Below are 16128 nucleotides of genomic sequence, written 5' to 3' on the forward strand. Positions count from 1 at the left end.
TCTTTTTCTCATTCGGTAACGAAAGGACCGCCCATGCCTACTGACATCGAAATCGCACGTTCTGTCACGCCGCTGCCCATTACCGAGGTGGCCAAGAACGCCGGCGTCGACGTTAAACACCTTATTCCGTACGGCTTCGACAAGGCTAAGGTCGACTATTCACTGCTCAACGAGCCGACTGATCACCAGGCCAAGCTTGTCCTCGTGACCGCCATCAACCCCACGCCTGCGGGCGAGGGCAAGACCACCACGACCATCGGTCTGGCCGATGGCCTGCGTCGTCGCGGCGTCAAGAGTGCCGTGGCCCTGCGCGAGCCTTCGCTCGGCCCCGTCTTTGGCGTTAAGGGCGGTGCTGCCGGCGGCGGCTGGGCTCAGGTCATCCCCATGGAGGATATCAACCTGCACTTTACCGGCGACTTCCACGCTATCGGTGCTGCCAATAACCTGCTGGCCGCCATGCTTGATAACCACATCCAGCAGGGCAATCAGCTCGGTATTGACGTTAAGCGCATCACTTGGAAGCGCGTCGTCGATATGAACGACCGTCAGCTGCGCCACGTCATCGACGGCATTGGCGGTAAGGCCCAGGGCGTGCCGCGCGAGGACGGCTTCGATATCACCGTTGCCTCCGAGGTCATGGCAATCCTGTGCCTGTCCACGAGCATCAACGATCTTAAGGAGCGCTTGGGCGAAATCGTTGTCGGCTACAGCTATGCCGGCGAGCCCGTCCGTGCCCGCGACCTCAAGGCCCAGGGTGCCATGGCCGCGTTGCTTAAGGACGCGCTCAAGCCCAACCTGGTGCAAACGCTCGAGGGCACGCCCGCGTTTGTCCACGGCGGTCCCTTCGCCAACATTGCCCACGGCTGTAACTCTATCATGGCCACGCGTATGGCGATGCGCTTTGGCGATGTTGCCATTACCGAGGCCGGCTTTGGTGCCGATCTGGGTGCCGAGAAGTTCCTCGACATCAAGTGCCGCATGACGGGCGTTCGCCCCAGCGCCGTCGTGGTCGTCGCCACTGCCCGCGCGCTGAAGTACAACGGTGGCGTCGCCAAGGCCGATCTCAACGAGGAGAACCTCGAGGCACTCAAGGCTGGCATGCCCAACCTGCTGCGTCACGTCGACAACATCCAGAACGTATATGGTCTGCCCTGCGTGGTCGCCATCAACCGCTTCCCGACGGACACCGAGGCCGAGCTTGCGCTCATTGAGTCCGAGTGCCAGAAGCTCGGCGTCAACGTTAAGCTTTCCGAGGTCTGGGCCAAGGGCGGCGAGGGCGCGCTCGAGCTTGCCGATGAGGTCATGCGTCTGATTGAGCAGCCGAGCGAGCTCAAGTTTGCCTATGAGGACGGCGCTGATGTCGCTGATGCCCTCGAGGCCGTTGCCACCAAGGTCTACCGCGCCGACGGCGTTGACTTTACGCCGGCCGCCAAGCGCCAGCTCGCCGAGCTGCGCGAGAATGGCTTTGGCAACCTGCCGGTGTGCGTCGCCAAGACGCAGTACAGCTTTAGCGACAACGCCAAGGCCCTGGGCGCTCCCGAGAACTTCCGCATCACGGTGCGTGAGCTCAAGGTTTCCGCCGGCGCCCACTTTGTGGTCGCACTGACTGGCAGTGTTCTGACCATGCCGGGCCTGCCCAAGGTCCCTGCGGCCGAGAACATCGACGTCGACAACGACGGCAACATCACCGGCCTGTTCTAAGCTCGCTGCTCATAGCCGCTTGCCCGCCCCGTCGCGCCTACCAAGGCCCGGCGGGGCTTTTTGATCCTTAGGCCCGCGCATGTCTTGTAGATACCGACGGACTCTGCCCATCATAGGCTTTTGCGCTGGTAGAATGCATGGATAACTTGATGCTTACAGGCGACGGAAAGGAATCGTTGCATGGATCAGGACAAGACAACCGTGATGGGCGGCTACGGTTCCGCGCAGGCTGGCGATAGCGCCGATGCGACCCGCGTTGTTCCCAACCCCGGTTATGTCGACCCCGCCGCGACGCAGCCTTCTGCCGAGCCCACACGAGTTATGGGCTATGGCGACGCGGCGCAGGACCCTTACGCTGCATCTTTGCAAAGCCCCTATGGCAACGCGGCGGCAGACCCGTTTGATTACGCGCCGCAGGATTCTTATGCCGCCTCGACGCCGAATCCCTATGATGACCTGCCGCAGAATCCCATTCCGCAGCCTCAGCAGACGACGTATATGCCTCGCACGGCGCAGCCTCGCTACGAGTCGCGCGAGCCGTATCGCGAGTACCCCAAGTCGATTCCGCAATATGGCGAGGACGAGGAAGAGGCGCCGTCGCGTTCGTCGAGCGTGATTAAGAAGATCCTCATCGTGCTGGCGATCTTCTTTGCGCTGTCGGTTGTGTTTGCCATCGTGTCGGGCATGCTCAACAAGCGAGGGAGTTCAACGGCCGATACCGCTGCCGAGCAAACCGAGTCCGCCTCGTCTAGCACCGTCGATCTGAGTGATATCCCGGGGCAGTACTGGTCCAACGCCAAGAAGATCCTCAAGTCGCGCGGCGCCGATCTTTCGAATGCCGTGGTCCTGACTGATGATGGCTCAACGCCCGTCGTCGATGCCAACTGGGTCGTTACTTCTGCCTACTATAACGACAACGGCAACCTCGAAATTCAACTCACGCACAAGAACAGTTCGGGCAACTCGTCCGACGGCCAAAGCGGTACCGACAGCTCGAGCTCCAATACGCTGGAGGACTTGAGCAACAAGGCGCAGGAGTTGGGAGACAAGGCGCAAGAGCTGGGCGATACGGCACAAAATCTGGGCGATACCGCGCAGAACTTGGGCGACATGGCGACGGATGCCTGGAACGCCCTACAAAACGGCATCTCGGGCGCGCAGGGAAACTAGCTGTTAAGTGGGCTACAGCTGCTCGGCCGGACGGTCGGGCGAGCTAAAGCCCGAGTCAAACGTAACGACGCATGAGGCATCGGGTCGGCGCTCGTGCACGATGCGCGTGACGAGCTCCAGCAGCTCCTCGTCGGATATGTCAAAGCCGTCGGGACGCACCAGGTCAAACGAAACGAACCCGTCGTGCTCGTGCAGATCGTGGATGGAGAGCGCGGGATCGATCTGCATGACGCCGCGCTTGACCCAGCCGCGCAAGTCATCGCCGGTTGTCGCGATGGGGTCGCAGTGCAGCGTGATACCAATGCCCATCTGGCGCTTGATGTCGTGCTCGATGGTGTCCAGAATCTCGTGGTGCTCAAACGCGTCGCCCTCGCCGGGCATCTCCACGTGGGCGCTGGCAAACTGACGACCGGGGCCGTAGTCGTGCACCATGAGGTCGTGTGTGCCCAAGACCTGCGGATAGGACATGATCTTGTCGCGGATTGCCTGGACGAGCTTGGGGTCGGGCGCTTGCCCCAGCAACGGGCTGATGGCGTCGCGCACCAGGCCCAGACCGCTGATGCAGATGAAGATGCCCACACCCAGGCCTGCCCAGCCATCGAGATCAAAGCCGGTCGTCTGCGAAATAAGCGCCGCCACCAAGACCGAGCCCGAGGTGATGACGTCGTTTTTGGAGTCCTGCGCCGTGGCGATGAGCGTCTCCGAGTCGATGCGATCGCCCAGCGTGCGGTTGAACGCTGCCATCCAGAGCTTAACGAGCATGGACGTAGCCAGTGCCGCAAGGGAAATAAACGTGTAAGCGGTGGGCGAGGGCTTGATGATCTTGGTGACCGACTCGAGAATCAGGTTGATGCCGACGGCGCAAACCAGGACGGCGACGAACAGGCCGGCTAGGTACTCGTAGCGGCCGTGACCATAGGGGTGGCCTTCGTCTGCCGGGCGGCTGGCAAGGCGGAAACCGAGCAGGCTCACAATGTTGCTCGAGGCATCGGAGAGGTTGTTGAAAGCGTCGGCGATGAGGGAGACGGAGCCGGCGAGCAGACCCGCGATGCCCTTGGCCAGGCACAGGGTGATGTTGAGGCCAATGCAGACGAGGCTTGCGGAAAAGCCCGCGTTGGTGCGGCAAGATGCATCGACCGGCTCGCTCTCGCTGCCGGGAACAAGCGTATGTACCAGCCGATTTACAAATAGCATAGCGGTCGTCCTCACAATCATGTTTAAGGGGATAGTGTAGCTCGCACGGGGGCGCCGTGCGCCGATGCTCAGAAAATGCAGCAATAGTCTGCCGGTGCTAACGAGCGAGCCTTCTCGTCTGCCTGGGTGGTCCATTTTGGGCCACATGGGTATGGGCATGTGCCTGCTTGCTCGACATACTTAATGTCGACAGCCCCTGTGCAAAGGAGGACGTTTCCATGGACGAGATGTTTGCCGTTAAATGTCAAAACTGCGGCGGCCCTATGTACTCGCACCAGGCTAAGCGCAGCTTTGAGTGCGCCTATTGCGGCACGGTGGTTCCGTGGCAGGCGGACGCCGGAGAGCCCAAGAGCGCTTTGGGTATTCGCCATACGCCGTTGACGGTGGTGGATGGACTGCTCAAACTCACGCATGTGTCGCAACTCGAGCGCCCGCAGGACCCGGACTGGTATTTCTTCAATGCGCACTGGCGCAATCAGTCGGTCCTGGAACATCTGCTGTGGGAGGATCGCGGCACGGCGCAGGAGTTCCAAGAGGCCACGCATGTGAGCATTCCTTGCCCCTTCTGCGGAGCGTCCTTTGAGGGCGAGTCAACGCAGCGTGTGTTTGAGTGCCCGTCCTGCGGCAATAAGATCGGCATTGCGGACCTGCTCAAGCCGGGGACGTTTAGCAAGCGCCTGACCATGGGCGTTGGTGCGGAGTATGTGCCCGAGCAGGGTATTCCCTGCGAAATCTCGCCGCAGCAGGCACGTGCCAACGCGCTGCAGCTGGTGCGCCAGTATCCGGATGCCTTTGCCGGGCACGACGTGGAAGACGCGATCCAAAACGACATGATGCTCTTCTATTTCCCCATGGCGCTGGCGGACTTGCGCATGATGGCGAGCTTCCCGGGCAAGGGCCTGAGCAAGGAGGCCTTGGTGTACTACGAGGTGCTCGACTGGGCATACCCCAGGGCAAACTACCTGGACGTTCGCCTCATGGGCATTTTGGAGCCGTGGGACTTTGCCAAGGTCGGTCCGTTCGATCCCGCCATGCAGGAAGGTGACTTTCGCGTTGTCTCAGTCGATGCGTCTACCAAGGACCAGGTGGTCATTGATAAGTTGGCGCTCGACGTTGCGGGCAACGACGCCGAGGCTGTACTGGGGCTCAATAAAAAGAGCATTCGCATGTGGGCGCGCAAGGCCCGCAAACATAAGGACGGCCTGGTGATGGTGCCGGTCTACTTTGTCGATCGTCCGGCGACAGACGGCCGCGATGGCGAGCAGGTGCGCATTGCCGTAAACGGCCAGACGGGCCGCGCGGCCGCGGTGGTGTTTAGCGACAAGCGCGAAACGCATATCGTGGCGTCGCTCAGCCCGAGCCTGCATCTGTCCGGCGAGAGCACCGTGCACGCCACGCCCGTCGAGGTCAAATACGTTAAATCGCCCTTCCTGTACCAGATCGTGCGCCGTGGAGGCGGCGAGCAACCGCGCCAGGTTGCAGCCGCCGTCGAGGGTTCCTACCGAGAGGAGAAGCCCAAACGCCGCGGTCTGCTGGGTGCGCTATTTGGGAAGTAGGGGAGTAGCACCGGTTGTTGCCGTAAGGTGATGGCCGGGGGTGCGGGGCAGCTCTCAGGAGTGCGGGCTGCCGTCTGATTGTTTGAGGGTGCCAGATGTAAATAAACAGTGGAGCGGCTGCAAAAGAGCCTCCTCACTGGGTAAAATCAGGTTGTGCCGCGGAACCCGCTCCTCAGCTAGTCACACTTCGGAAGCGCGGGCAACGCAGGTATTATCGTCTAAAGGGCCGGCTGCAACCGGCCCTTTTCTGTGGCAGCCAATGGACCCACATCAGACGAAGGCCGCGTCTTTGCCTGTCAGGTCACGCTCGCCAGCCACGGCTAGAATGTCGTTGCCGGCGTCCATGACCGGTATTGTTTCGTAGCGTGCGTCGCAACCGCGAGTGCGCCTGCGACGGCTGCGGTGGCTTCGGTCGCAACGTGCTGCTACCCTTGCGTTTCGCCATTAGTCGCTTCGTTGATGGCGCGGTACTCGGCGCTTAGTTCGCGCGCCAGCTCTTCCTTGCTTGGAAGATACGGCAGGTATTTGGCGGCAAACACTTGGTCGTTGTCTTCGGGCAGCGTGTACTCGACAATCGAATCGCTTTTGTCCGCGCAGAGCACGATGCCTATGGGCGGATTGTCGCCTTCGTTCATGAGCTCGCGCGTGTAGTAGTTCACATACATTTGCATCTGGCCCAGGTCCTGATGCGTAAGGTCGTCCGTCTTAAGGTCGATGAGCACGAAGCAGCGCATCAGATAGTTGTAAAAAACAAGGTCAATATAGAAATGGCGCCCATCAAAGGTGATGCGCTTTTGGCGCGCCTCGAAAGCGAAACCACGGCCAAGCTCCAGCAGGAACTTCTGAAGATGCGTGATGAGCGCCTGCTCTAGATCGCTCTCGCGAAACGCAGTATCGTCCGAGAAACCTAAAAACTCCAGTACATATGGGTCGCGGATGATATCCTCGGGGCGACGAGCCGGGGCGCTCTTTTGGATTTCCTGGGTGACGGCCTCCTTGTCCTTGCTGGCAAGTAGGCGCTCGCGGAACATGGTGTTGATCTGGCGTTCGAGCTGACGCGTGCTCCAACGAGAATCGGCGCATTCGTTCATGTACCAGGTGCGAGCATCAGGGTCGGAAATGCGCATCAACCTGCGGTAATGAGTCCAGCTCAATTCGCTACGCAGTGCGTCGCGAATTGGAAACGCAAGAAAGAACTGACGCATATTGCGAAGGTTTGCGATGCCAAAGCCTCTTCCGAAATCCGCGGTAAGCCTTCTGGAGAGGCCTGCAATCAATGCCTCTCCATATGCTGCGCGCTCCTCTCCGCCCTGTTCATCTACAATACTCTTGCCGATCTCCCAATATGCCTCAACCATCGCAAAGTTAACGGCGGTATAGGCCTTGTCGCGAGCGGCGTTGAGAATCGAGGAGACCTGCTTGTAAAAACCTTCGGGCACGATTGCCGATTCTCCACGGTTTACCAGTTCGCCCATCACTGTCGCCCCACTTTCCTCTTGTGGAATGCATCTTTATCGCATTTAGTTTAAAGCCTCGCGCGGACACGAATTGCTTTGCTGTCTGGCACCTTCGCATGGGAGCCTTGCGGTGACTAAAATGTGGCCATAGAGACAGTTTTAGCGAACCCCACGGGAGTGACGCGTATGGACAACAACACGCTGCTGTTCCAGGACAAAGGTTCGGGTAGGTTTAAAGACGTCAAGATCTACCCTAACCGCATCGAGGTGCTCAAGAAGGGCACTTTTGGTGGCAAGCACACCGAGATTGTTTATCTTAAGGATATTACGGGGGTCAGCAGGATCAAGGGCCGCGACGTTTTCCTACGTAACAGGCTGTTGACTGCCTGTGTCTTTAGTCTGAGCAGCCGCTCCCAAGCTCAGGAGTTCGTGAATGCGCTGAACATGGTGATGTAGCCGATAACGGTGTTCGGGCTAAGGTAAAAATCGGGGCGCAGAACGGTATTCTGCGCCCCCCCAATTGAGTCGATGTGTCTAAAAGGCGGGCTTGCCTATTCGCTGTCGTCCCCAACGTTTTCGCGGTCATTGGCAAGCATCGCCGCGCCGGCGACCGTTGTCGCCATGGCGGCAGCGGCGAGCCCGGCGGCAATGCCGGAGCCGTCGCCCGTGTCGGCGAGTTTTCCGCCCGAGCCCTTGCCCTTGTTGCCCTTACCATTCTTATCAGCGCTGCCTGCGCTGGAACCCGTGCCGCTGCCGGTGCCGCCTGCACTGTCCGAGGCCGCTACGGTAAAGTTTGCGGCTCCGTCGCTGGCGAGCGTGTAGTTCTGCGCCGCGTCGCCCAACAGACCTTTCGCACGCACCCAATACGTCCCCGCGGCAAATGCCTCGCCCTCGGCCATTGCCGTGCCCGGAGCGCCGTCCGCGTCGTGCACAAACTCGAGCTGGGCGGTGCAGGCGTCGGTTTCGAGCTTGCCCTCGAGTGATGCCGCAATCTTGGCGCGCACGTCTTCGCCGGCCTTAAGGCCTTCGAGTCCCTCAAAATGGGGCGTCAGCGCGAGCGGATCGATATCGATGGGCACGAAGCCCTGCAGTCCTGTAGCGGTCTCGTTGCCCAGGGCGTCGACATCCACGTATTCGATGGCAAACGCGCTGCCAGAAGCGGCCACGTTGAGTACGTTGCTGCTGTTAACGAGGCGGAAACGGCCCTCGCCAACGGTCTTGCCATCCTGGAATGAGGCATCGCTCAGCGAGTCGCCGTACGTCATGCGCATGCGGGTCGGGAGATAGTACGGGAGATAGTACGAAGCCGTCTGCTTGTGCTCCGTATCGTAATTGCGCTGGTAGATGCTCCGGGCCAGCGCCGCATCAACAAAGTCGGATGCGATGATGCCAATGTGCTTGAGGTAATCTGACTTTGTATCCTCGATGCCGCTGGGATTGATGTACGGGCTCTTATACAGATGCTCGTTGACTACTCGTGCCGAGGTAAAAGGATTGCCTCCGTGCGACAAGCCCGTGCAGCTGGTGTAGTTGATAGACCAGCAACGCTCCAGGACTTTCTCCTTGGCCCCGTTATCGTCCTCGACATCTACCTCGTTGCGCGTGCGCCCGGTCGTTTCCTTCAGCGCATTATCGACCCAGCTGAGCTTGTCGGTTCCCGTGAGTTTGTACTTGTCCTGGGCGTATACCTTGGTGCAATAGGGCTCTTTGTCGCCTGTTTCCCCCGCGGCTTCAAAGCCCTGCGCGTCTTGGACGAGGCACATGGAACTGCTGTCGGTGTGCGCTGCGATTTTGTTATCCCATTCGGTGAGGTCGAGTCCCCACGTGTGGCCGCTTACGCTGTCGCCGTCGAGTCCAAATCGACGTAGCAGGACGATCTTTCCGCGCACCTCGCCCAGTGTGGGAACGCGGCTCGACGTATAGAACAGTTTGGGGTTGTCGTCCAAAACCTTGGCGAAAGCCGTCGTAACACTTTCGCCGGTAGCCTCGTCGTTGCCTCGTGATACAAGCATGATGAGCGCTTCTGACGGGTTTTCGTTCAAAAGCGTTTTGAAGTACCCGATGACATCGGAGAGATGCAGATAGTTCCCGTCTTTTTTGAGTAGGTAGAAAATCCCGTGGTCGATGCCGGGGTCATCGCCCTTTCCGAGCCGGATATCGAAATAGCGAATGCCTTCGAGCAACTGCGTGGGAATGTAATCCTGCTGGCATTTTACTTGCGAGGATTGGGGCTCAGTGTCGTTGTCCACGCTGCAGGTGCCCGAATCGTGCGTACCCGGGATGCTCAGCTCGTCGAGGAACTTGTTGTCGTCGACGTATTTCATCCAACATGGTCCGTCGACGTAGCTGCTGTACGTGATCCAGTCGAGGCTGCTAACCGTGGCATCGTTCTTTTTCATGTCGTAACCGATAAGTTCGAGCTCCCACGGAATGCTCTTACTCTTATGGCAGATCTTATTGTTGTCCTGGTCTTTGCCGTTCGATTCTATTGCCAGGTACTTAATGTCTTTTTTCTCGGTTTCTTTCTCGACCGTGCGGTCTCGGATGATGTAGGTTCCGTTTGATTGACGCTCGAACGCAAAAGCGCGGCTGGGCTTGTTGTCATACTCGCCGCCCCATACGTGGATGACCTTTCCATCTTTGTCCGAGTCGTCGTCGACCGACCAAATGCTGTAGCCCGTCTTTTATGCTCTTCGAAATTGAGCAAGGTGCGGATGGCGTACCAGTTTGTATCGTCATTCTTGGTCGTTACGTTCTCAAGGATGAGCTTGCTGGACGTGCCGTCGTTAAACAGGTGACAGACGTTGCCGCGAACGTTGCCGTCTTGGTTGACGCTCGCGGTGCGAAAATAGCCCGCGGGGCGAAGGCGAATGACGAAATTGTGGAGGCTGTCCGACGGTGCGGGTGTGTTGTCTGCAAATGCCGCTCGCAGGGGAATGCCCGGCGCTGCGGTTTCGGGCAGGCTTGCAAGTGGTGACAACGCCGCAAGCCCTAGGCCCAGCGTAAACGCTCGGCGGCTGATGGCATGGTGTTCGGTCATAACTTCTCCATTCGCAGAGTGCGGTTATGCGATAGTTTTGGTCACTATACTGCCCAGATGTTTAAAGATGCTGGTTTAATTGTCTGCGCGGCGCAATAAATCGGTGGGCGGACGTGTTGGGGTGTTTGTCGTTTTCGTACTGTTGCCACATTTGGGGCGGTTCCGGCGTCCGGCATCCTCGCGTTCGTCGGCTACAGGCATAAGAAAGGGAGGGTCGGTTTACCGGCCCTCCCTGGGTACGAAGCGCTGGGGTACCGTCGCTTGTTTGCACTGCGACCGTGTTTCCCGTTGCGCTCGCCAGTCGCTTAGCGCTTGATCTCGATATCGTCGAGCTTGACGTCCATGGCCTCGGTCTTGGCCTCGGCGATGTCGTCGGCAAATTCCAGAGACTTCATCATGGTCTCGACGGCGTCCTTGTGCTCCTCGACGTTGTCGATACGCACATACACACTGCCGCCGTCAACGTCGGTGAAGTATTCGGTCGTTACGCCGCCCGAGTGTGTATAGGAAGCGTTGCGCCAAGTCTTGCCGTTGTACTTGACGGGGTCATTCTCGGTCCACTCAAAGCTGGCATTCCACTTTGCCTCGTAGTCGAACAGCTCGTCGGCGTTCTTGTCAGGATCGAAGACGGGGATGAAGCGATCGCTGGCGTGCTCGCTCTCGGTGAACTTAAACTGGGCCCTGTCGGCAGTGTCGCCTGCGACGTCGGTGATCTCGACGCCCTCGGGGACCTCGACCTTAAACCAAATGAAGTCGGTCCTCATATCCACGGCTGGCTTTTCTGCGCCGCCGCCACCGCCACTTCCGGTAGCGTCGCCGCTGCCACCGCAGCCCACCAGGGCAACTGCGGCAAAGAGACTGATGCAGAGGGTGAGAATCGCAAAGGCCTTCTTTTTCATGGTCGTGTCCTCCTCGATCTGTAACCGCCCACGGATTACCTGCCTTTACTGTACGCGTGGACGACTCGCTAGGGTGGGCCATGTGTCCCATTCTGGGGGCTGGAATTGCGCCGACAAGTGGCAATATGTGCGGTCGCAAAAGAGGGGAGGGCCGATGCCTGTCGGCCCTCCCCGGGGTTGGGTGCCCGTTGCTTTAATGGGGCGCATGTGCGCAGGTGCGCGTAGGCGCGTGCGGGTGTCCCGTTACTTGAGCTCGATGCTCGAAATCTCGACTTCGCGCGCCTCGGAAACTGCCTCTGCCATGTCATCGGGGAACTCGATGGAGTTGAGGAGCGTCTCGGCTTCTTTCTTGTGCTGGTCGAAGTTCGAGATGAGGACGTAGACGCTTCCCGGCTCAACGTCGGTAAAAAGCATGGTTGAGATGCCGCTGTTGTCCTCGTATGTTCCGACGAGCCACGTCCTGCCGTTATACTCGACGGACCCGCCATCCTTCCACTGGAACGTATCCCCCTTCTTTTCTGCCTGGTCGGCGTGGGATTCCTCGGCTGTCATCGCTTTTTTCCAAACGGGGATAAAGCGATCGGCCGAGGCGTTCTCGTCTTCGGGGAAGGTGAGCTGGACCCTGTCGGCATTCTTGCCGGCGGAGTCGCTTACGCCGACGCCCTCGGGCATCTCGACCTTAAACCAGATAAAGTCGGTCTTCTTGGCGACGGGGGCCTTTTCCTTGCCCTCGCTCTTGGATGCGCTGCTGCCCCCGCCCGATGCGTTCCCGCCGCAGCCGACAAGGGCAAATGCGGCAAAGAGGGCGATGCAAAGGGAAAGGATTGATAGGGTCTTTTTCTTCATGGTGGCGTCCTCCTTGTCTGCCAGGGACATCGTGTGCCGCGGATCGCTGGGGCGGCGGTTGCGCGTGCACATGATGACTTTGTTTGCTGTGCGGTGATTCCTCCATTCGTCGTCCGGTGCCGTGATGAGCGTTGCCCCAACATGGGGCTCCTTACCTATATGTATGCCCCAGTTGCCGCTGCCCGGGAGTCTCGAAACGTGGGCCATGTGTCCCATGTTTGCGTTGGCATGGCCTATCGTTCGTCATAGAAATCCGCGATGGCCAGGTGCGCTGACGCCCATGTGCTTATGGGCTAGACTTAGCACCATTACGTGTTCGATGCGGTTGGTCGGCGGTTGCCGCCTGACCGATGTATATGACTTGAAGGTGCGTGCGTATGAGCCAAGAGATGATGGATAAAACCTGTCGAGAGTTTGCCGAGGCACTTGCCGCACGCGAGCCGGTTCCCGGCGGTGGCAGCGCGAGCGCCTTTGTGGGCGCGCTGGGCGCCTCGCTGTGCGGGATGGTCGCGCGCTACGGCGCGACCAACCCCGCGCTTGCCGATCGCGCGGATGACCTGACGCGCGCGTTTGCCCAGGCTGATGAGCTGGCCCAGGAGCTTGTCGAGTTGGTTGCCGAGGACGTTCGTGCATATGGGCAGGTGTCCGCGGCGTACGGTATTCCGCGTGGCGATCCGGCTCGAGCGACCGCGATTCAGGATGCGCTGCATGTGGCCGCTATGCCGCCGTATCGCATTATGGATGCCTGCGGGCGTGCACTGGCGCTGCTCGAGGACATGGCCGACAAGGGTTCGCGTCAGCTGCTGTCCGATGTGGCGTGCGGCGCCGTGTTCTGCCGTTCCGCTATGCAGGGCGCGAGCTTGACGCTCTTTGCGAACACCACGTCTATGAAGGATCGCGCTCGTGCTGAGGAGCTCGAGACGGCGTGTGATGAGTTGCTCGACATGTGGTTGCCGCGCGCCGATGCGCTGGCGCGCCGCGCCGCCGACGCCGCAAGGAAGAGGGGATAGCCATGGCTGAACTGCTGAAGGGTGCCCCCGTTGCTCGCGTTTTGACTGAGGAACTTGCTGCTCGCTGCGTGGCTTTGCGCGAGCGCGGCGTTGTGCCGACGCTGGCTATCGTGCGCGTGGGTGAACGTGAGGACGACCTATCCTACGAGCGCGGTGCGCTCAAGCGCTGCGAAAAGGTTGGCATTGAGGCTCGCCGCGTTTTGCTTCCCGCCGATGTTTCGCAGGACGAGCTGTTGGCGGCCATCGAGGACATCAATACCGATTCGTCTGTTCATGGCTGCCTGATGTTCCGCCCGCTGCCCGCCGGCCTTGACGAGGACGCGGTTGCCGCGGCACTCGATCCTGCCAAGGACGTTGACTCCATGACGCCGGCTTCGCTGCTCACCACGCTTTCGGGGCGCGGCGAGGGTTTTGCCCCCTGCACAGCCGAAGCCGTGCTTGCTTTGCTGGATCATTACGGCGTTGAGCTGGATGGGGCCAAGGTCGCGGTCGTTGGTCGGTCGCTGGTGATTGGCCGTCCCGTTGCCGCCATGCTTACGGCTCGCAATGCCACAGTGACGACGTGCCATACGCATACGCACGACCTTGCTGCCGAGTGCCGTGCTGCCGACATTGTGGTTGCCGCCGTTGGACGCGCGCGTACGATTGGCGTGGATGCGGTTCGAGAGGGCCAGACGATCATTGATGTTGGCATTAATTGGGACGAGGCCGCTGGCAAGCTGGTGGGTGACGTCGATTCTGATGCTGCGGAGCCGGTCGTTAACGCCATCACGCCCGTGCCGGGCGGCGTGGGCGCTGTGACGACGGCGATCCTCGCCAAACACGTGATCGAGGCGGCCGAGCGCGCATCGAAATAGGCGTTTTGGGCTGTTTGAGGGGTTAGCTCTATACCCCGTGGACAAAAAATGCCAAATATGAGTACTGTTGCCAAGATAGTCACATATTCTTTAGGTCAAATAGGCTCTCTAACGATATTTATTATCGATAAAGAGCCTATTTTATTGGACCTATGAGGAATTACATCATCTAATTTTTGAACAAATGTAGACTTTTGACACCCATACGTAGCAAAATTGATGTTACTAAATTGGTGACAGTACTCACATTTGGCATTTTTTGACCACAGGGGTTGCCAGCGCCGCGGTTTCGCCCTTTCTGCGCCGAAGCGATACACTGTTGTCGTTTGATTTCTTCGCTCAAGGAGGATGCGCATGCCGTGCACAACGATTTTGGTTGGTAAGAACGCGAGCTACGACGGGTCGACGTTGGTTGCCCGCAACGAGGACTCGTCCAACGGGGTGTTTGAGCCCAAGCGTATGCGCGTGGTGCATCCCGACGAGCAGCCGCGCGTCTACACGAGCGTCCTGAGTCACCTGACCGTTGAACTGCCCGATAACCCCATGCGCTACACGAGCGTCCCCGATGTTGTCCCGGGCCACGGCATCTGGGCCGAGGCCGGTTTCAACGAGCTCAATGTGGGCATGTCCGCAACCGAGACGCTCACCACCAACGAGCGCGTTCGCGGCGCCGATCCGCTCGTCGACTACGTGCCCGCCAAGGGCAACGAGGACGAGGACGGCTATGTTCCGGCGCAGCCCGGCGGTCTGGGCGAGGAGGACATGGTGACCCTGGTGCTGCCATATGCCAAATCCGCCCGCGACGGCGTGCGCATTCTGGGTGACCTGCTCGAGCGTTATGGCACCTACGAGAACAACGGCATCGCCTTTAGCGACGTGGACGAGATCTGGTGGCTCGAGACCATCGGCGGTCACCACTGGATCGCCAAGCGCGTGCCTGACGACGCCTATGTGACCATGCCCAACCAGCTGGGTATCGACAGCTTTGACCTGGATGACGCCGAGGGCGCCCAGGCCGATCACATGTGCTCCGCCGACCTGCGCGCTTGGATGGCCGAGTGGCATCTGGACCTGACGCTGGGCGTCGAGGGCGACGGTCCGGCCGCGGTCTTCAACCCGCGCGAGGCCTTTGGCTCGCACAGCGACAGCGACCACGTCTACAACACGCCGCGCGCCTGGTATATGCAGCGCTGCCTTAACCCCAGCGATGTGTGGGACGGTCCCGAGGCCGACTACACGCCCGAGAGCGACGATATTCCCTGGAGCCGCGTGCCCGAGCGCAAGGTGACCATCGAGGACATCAAGTACGTACTCTCGAGCCACTACCAGGGCACGGAGTACGACTGCTACGGCAGCAAGGGTACGCCCGCCACGCGCGGCGCCTATCGCCCCATCGGCATCAACCGCAACAGCCAGCTTTCCGTGTTGCAGCTGCGCCCCTATGCGCAGCCGGCCTACCGCGCCGTGCAATGGATGGCGTTTGGCTCCAACTCGTTTAACGCGCTCGTGCCGCTGTACGCCAATGTCGAGACCATGCCCGAGTACTATGCCGACACGCAGTCTCGCGTGACGTCCGAAAACTTCTACTGGGCCAACCGCCTGATCGGCGCGCTGGCCGACGTCCGTTTTCATGAGTGCGGCCGCGCCGTGGAGGACTACCAGGAGAAGGTCGGTGGCATGGGCCACAAGCAGATCCATGACGTCGACGCTGCCGTAGCCGCTCTGCCCGAGGTCGAGGTGCCTGCCGAGCTTGCACGCGCCAACGAGGCCTTTGCCGAGCGTGTTCGCGTGGAGACCGATGCCCTGCTGGGCAAGGTGCTTTACACCACGAGCTGCGCCATGAAGAACTCTTTCGCGATGAATGACAACGTGAGGTAGGGATTTCCCGTCGATCGAATAGCGCTAAAACGCTTTGTCGCTTTCGCTCAATCTTGGGTACAAGAACGCCAATGCAGTTGTTTGTGATTGGAGACAACCATGGTTATGAAACTCGATCAGCTTGTTAACGGCGCCATTAACGTGGGCTTTGGCGCTGCCGCCGTTGCTGTCGAAGGCGGCAAGAAGGTCCTCGACGACCTTAACACCAAGGGCGAGCAGGTCCGCAAGGACACCGCCACCCCCGATATCGCCCGCAGTGTGTCCGACATGTTCGAGCAGGCCGGCGGTACCATCTCCGATCTGACCGAGCGCTTGGGCATGCAGGGCGAGACCGCGGCCCAGCGCGTGCTCGACGAGCTCATCCTTGCCCGCGTCCGCGTTATGACCGCCCCCGAGCGCACGGCTTTCCTGGCCCATGTGCGCGACATCGTCGATTCGGTCGAGGACAACGTGACCTCGGTGCCCGTCGAGTCCGTTGAGCCCGACGATGCGAAGGATACCGAAGAGGCCGAGTAGCAGC

Annotated in this window: 14 protein-coding genes; 8 read left to right on the forward strand and 6 right to left on the reverse strand. The window is 59.9% G+C overall.

Going from position 1 to position 16128, the window contains the following annotated elements:
- Nucleotides 1–33: 33 nt before the first annotated feature.
- Together I2H19_RS02545 and I2H19_RS02550 are read left to right on the forward strand one after the other, a co-directional pair.
- Complete coding sequence (locus tag I2H19_RS02545; RefSeq protein WP_117655592.1) at nt 34–1701, forward strand: formate--tetrahydrofolate ligase; 1668 nt, start codon at nt 34–36, stop codon at nt 1699–1701.
- A gap of 180 nt (nt 1702–1881) precedes the next feature.
- Complete coding sequence (locus I2H19_RS02550) at nt 1882–2871, forward strand: hypothetical protein (protein ID WP_195621075.1); 990 nt, start codon at nt 1882–1884, stop codon at nt 2869–2871.
- 12 nt (nt 2872–2883) lie between these two features.
- On the opposite strand, the gene I2H19_RS02555 is transcribed toward I2H19_RS02550, so the two are convergent.
- Nucleotides 2884–4065, reverse strand: coding sequence for a cation diffusion facilitator family transporter (locus I2H19_RS02555; RefSeq protein WP_195621076.1), 1182 nt, complete (start codon nt 4063–4065; stop codon nt 2884–2886).
- A gap of 218 nt (nt 4066–4283) precedes the next feature.
- On the opposite strand from I2H19_RS02555, the gene I2H19_RS02560 reads away from it, so the two are divergent.
- On the forward strand, nt 4284–5621 hold the full coding sequence (locus I2H19_RS02560; protein ID WP_195621077.1) for a TFIIB-type zinc ribbon-containing protein: 1338 nt from the start codon (nt 4284–4286) through the stop codon (nt 5619–5621).
- Nucleotides 5622–6046: 425 nt separating this feature from the next.
- On the opposite strand, the gene I2H19_RS02565 is transcribed toward I2H19_RS02560, so the two are convergent.
- Nucleotides 6047–7096 (reverse strand): PDDEXK nuclease domain-containing protein, encoded by a 1050-nt coding sequence (locus tag I2H19_RS02565; protein ID WP_229089749.1) that lies wholly within the window; start codon nt 7094–7096, stop codon nt 6047–6049.
- A 168-nt stretch (nt 7097–7264) separates the two neighbouring features.
- On the opposite strand from I2H19_RS02565, the gene I2H19_RS02570 reads away from it, so the two are divergent.
- Complete coding sequence (locus tag I2H19_RS02570; protein WP_138340451.1) at nt 7265–7534, forward strand: hypothetical protein; 270 nt, start codon at nt 7265–7267, stop codon at nt 7532–7534.
- A gap of 95 nt (nt 7535–7629) precedes the next feature.
- Here the strand turns inward: I2H19_RS02570 and I2H19_RS02575 are convergent, their stop codons facing one another.
- The 4 genes from I2H19_RS02575 to I2H19_RS02590 all read right to left on the reverse strand — a co-directional run bounded on the left by I2H19_RS02575 (nt 7630) and on the right by I2H19_RS02590 (nt 11863).
- Nucleotides 7630–9477 carry a phosphatidylinositol-specific phospholipase C gene (locus I2H19_RS02575; RefSeq protein ID WP_195621078.1) on the reverse strand — a complete coding sequence of 616 codons (1848 nt, stop codon included), beginning with the start codon at nt 9475–9477 and terminating at the stop codon, nt 7630–7632.
- Between the two features lie 86 nt (nt 9478–9563).
- On the reverse strand, nt 9564–10118 hold the full coding sequence (locus I2H19_RS02580; protein ID WP_195621079.1) for a hypothetical protein: 555 nt from the start codon (nt 10116–10118) through the stop codon (nt 9564–9566).
- Between the two features lie 305 nt (nt 10119–10423).
- Complete coding sequence (locus I2H19_RS02585) at nt 10424–11017, reverse strand: hypothetical protein (RefSeq protein WP_195621080.1); 594 nt, start codon at nt 11015–11017, stop codon at nt 10424–10426.
- Nucleotides 11018–11260: 243 nt separating this feature from the next.
- A complete protein-coding gene (locus I2H19_RS02590; RefSeq protein ID WP_147324152.1) occupies nt 11261–11863 on the reverse strand; it encodes a hypothetical protein in 603 nt (200 codons plus the stop codon).
- A gap of 377 nt (nt 11864–12240) precedes the next feature.
- Between I2H19_RS02590 and I2H19_RS02595 the strand changes: the two genes are divergently transcribed.
- From I2H19_RS02595 to I2H19_RS02610, 4 genes are all read left to right on the forward strand, one after another.
- Complete coding sequence (locus tag I2H19_RS02595) at nt 12241–12873, forward strand: cyclodeaminase/cyclohydrolase family protein (RefSeq protein WP_055250908.1); 633 nt, start codon at nt 12241–12243, stop codon at nt 12871–12873.
- A gap of 2 nt (nt 12874–12875) precedes the next feature.
- Nucleotides 12876–13730 carry a bifunctional 5,10-methylenetetrahydrofolate dehydrogenase/5,10-methenyltetrahydrofolate cyclohydrolase gene (locus I2H19_RS02600; RefSeq protein ID WP_118226330.1) on the forward strand — a complete coding sequence of 285 codons (855 nt, stop codon included), beginning with the start codon at nt 12876–12878 and terminating at the stop codon, nt 13728–13730.
- Between the two features lie 354 nt (nt 13731–14084).
- Entirely contained in the window at nt 14085–15608 is a 1524-nt protein-coding gene (locus tag I2H19_RS02605; RefSeq protein ID WP_195621081.1) for a C69 family dipeptidase, read from the forward strand.
- A gap of 99 nt (nt 15609–15707) precedes the next feature.
- Complete coding sequence (locus I2H19_RS02610; RefSeq protein WP_117583986.1) at nt 15708–16124, forward strand: hypothetical protein; 417 nt, start codon at nt 15708–15710, stop codon at nt 16122–16124.
- Nucleotides 16125–16128: the final 4 nt, after the last annotated feature.

Source organism: Collinsella aerofaciens, from assembly GCF_015560135.1.
Lineage (GTDB): Bacteria > Actinomycetota > Coriobacteriia > Coriobacteriales > Coriobacteriaceae > Collinsella > Collinsella aerofaciens_AN.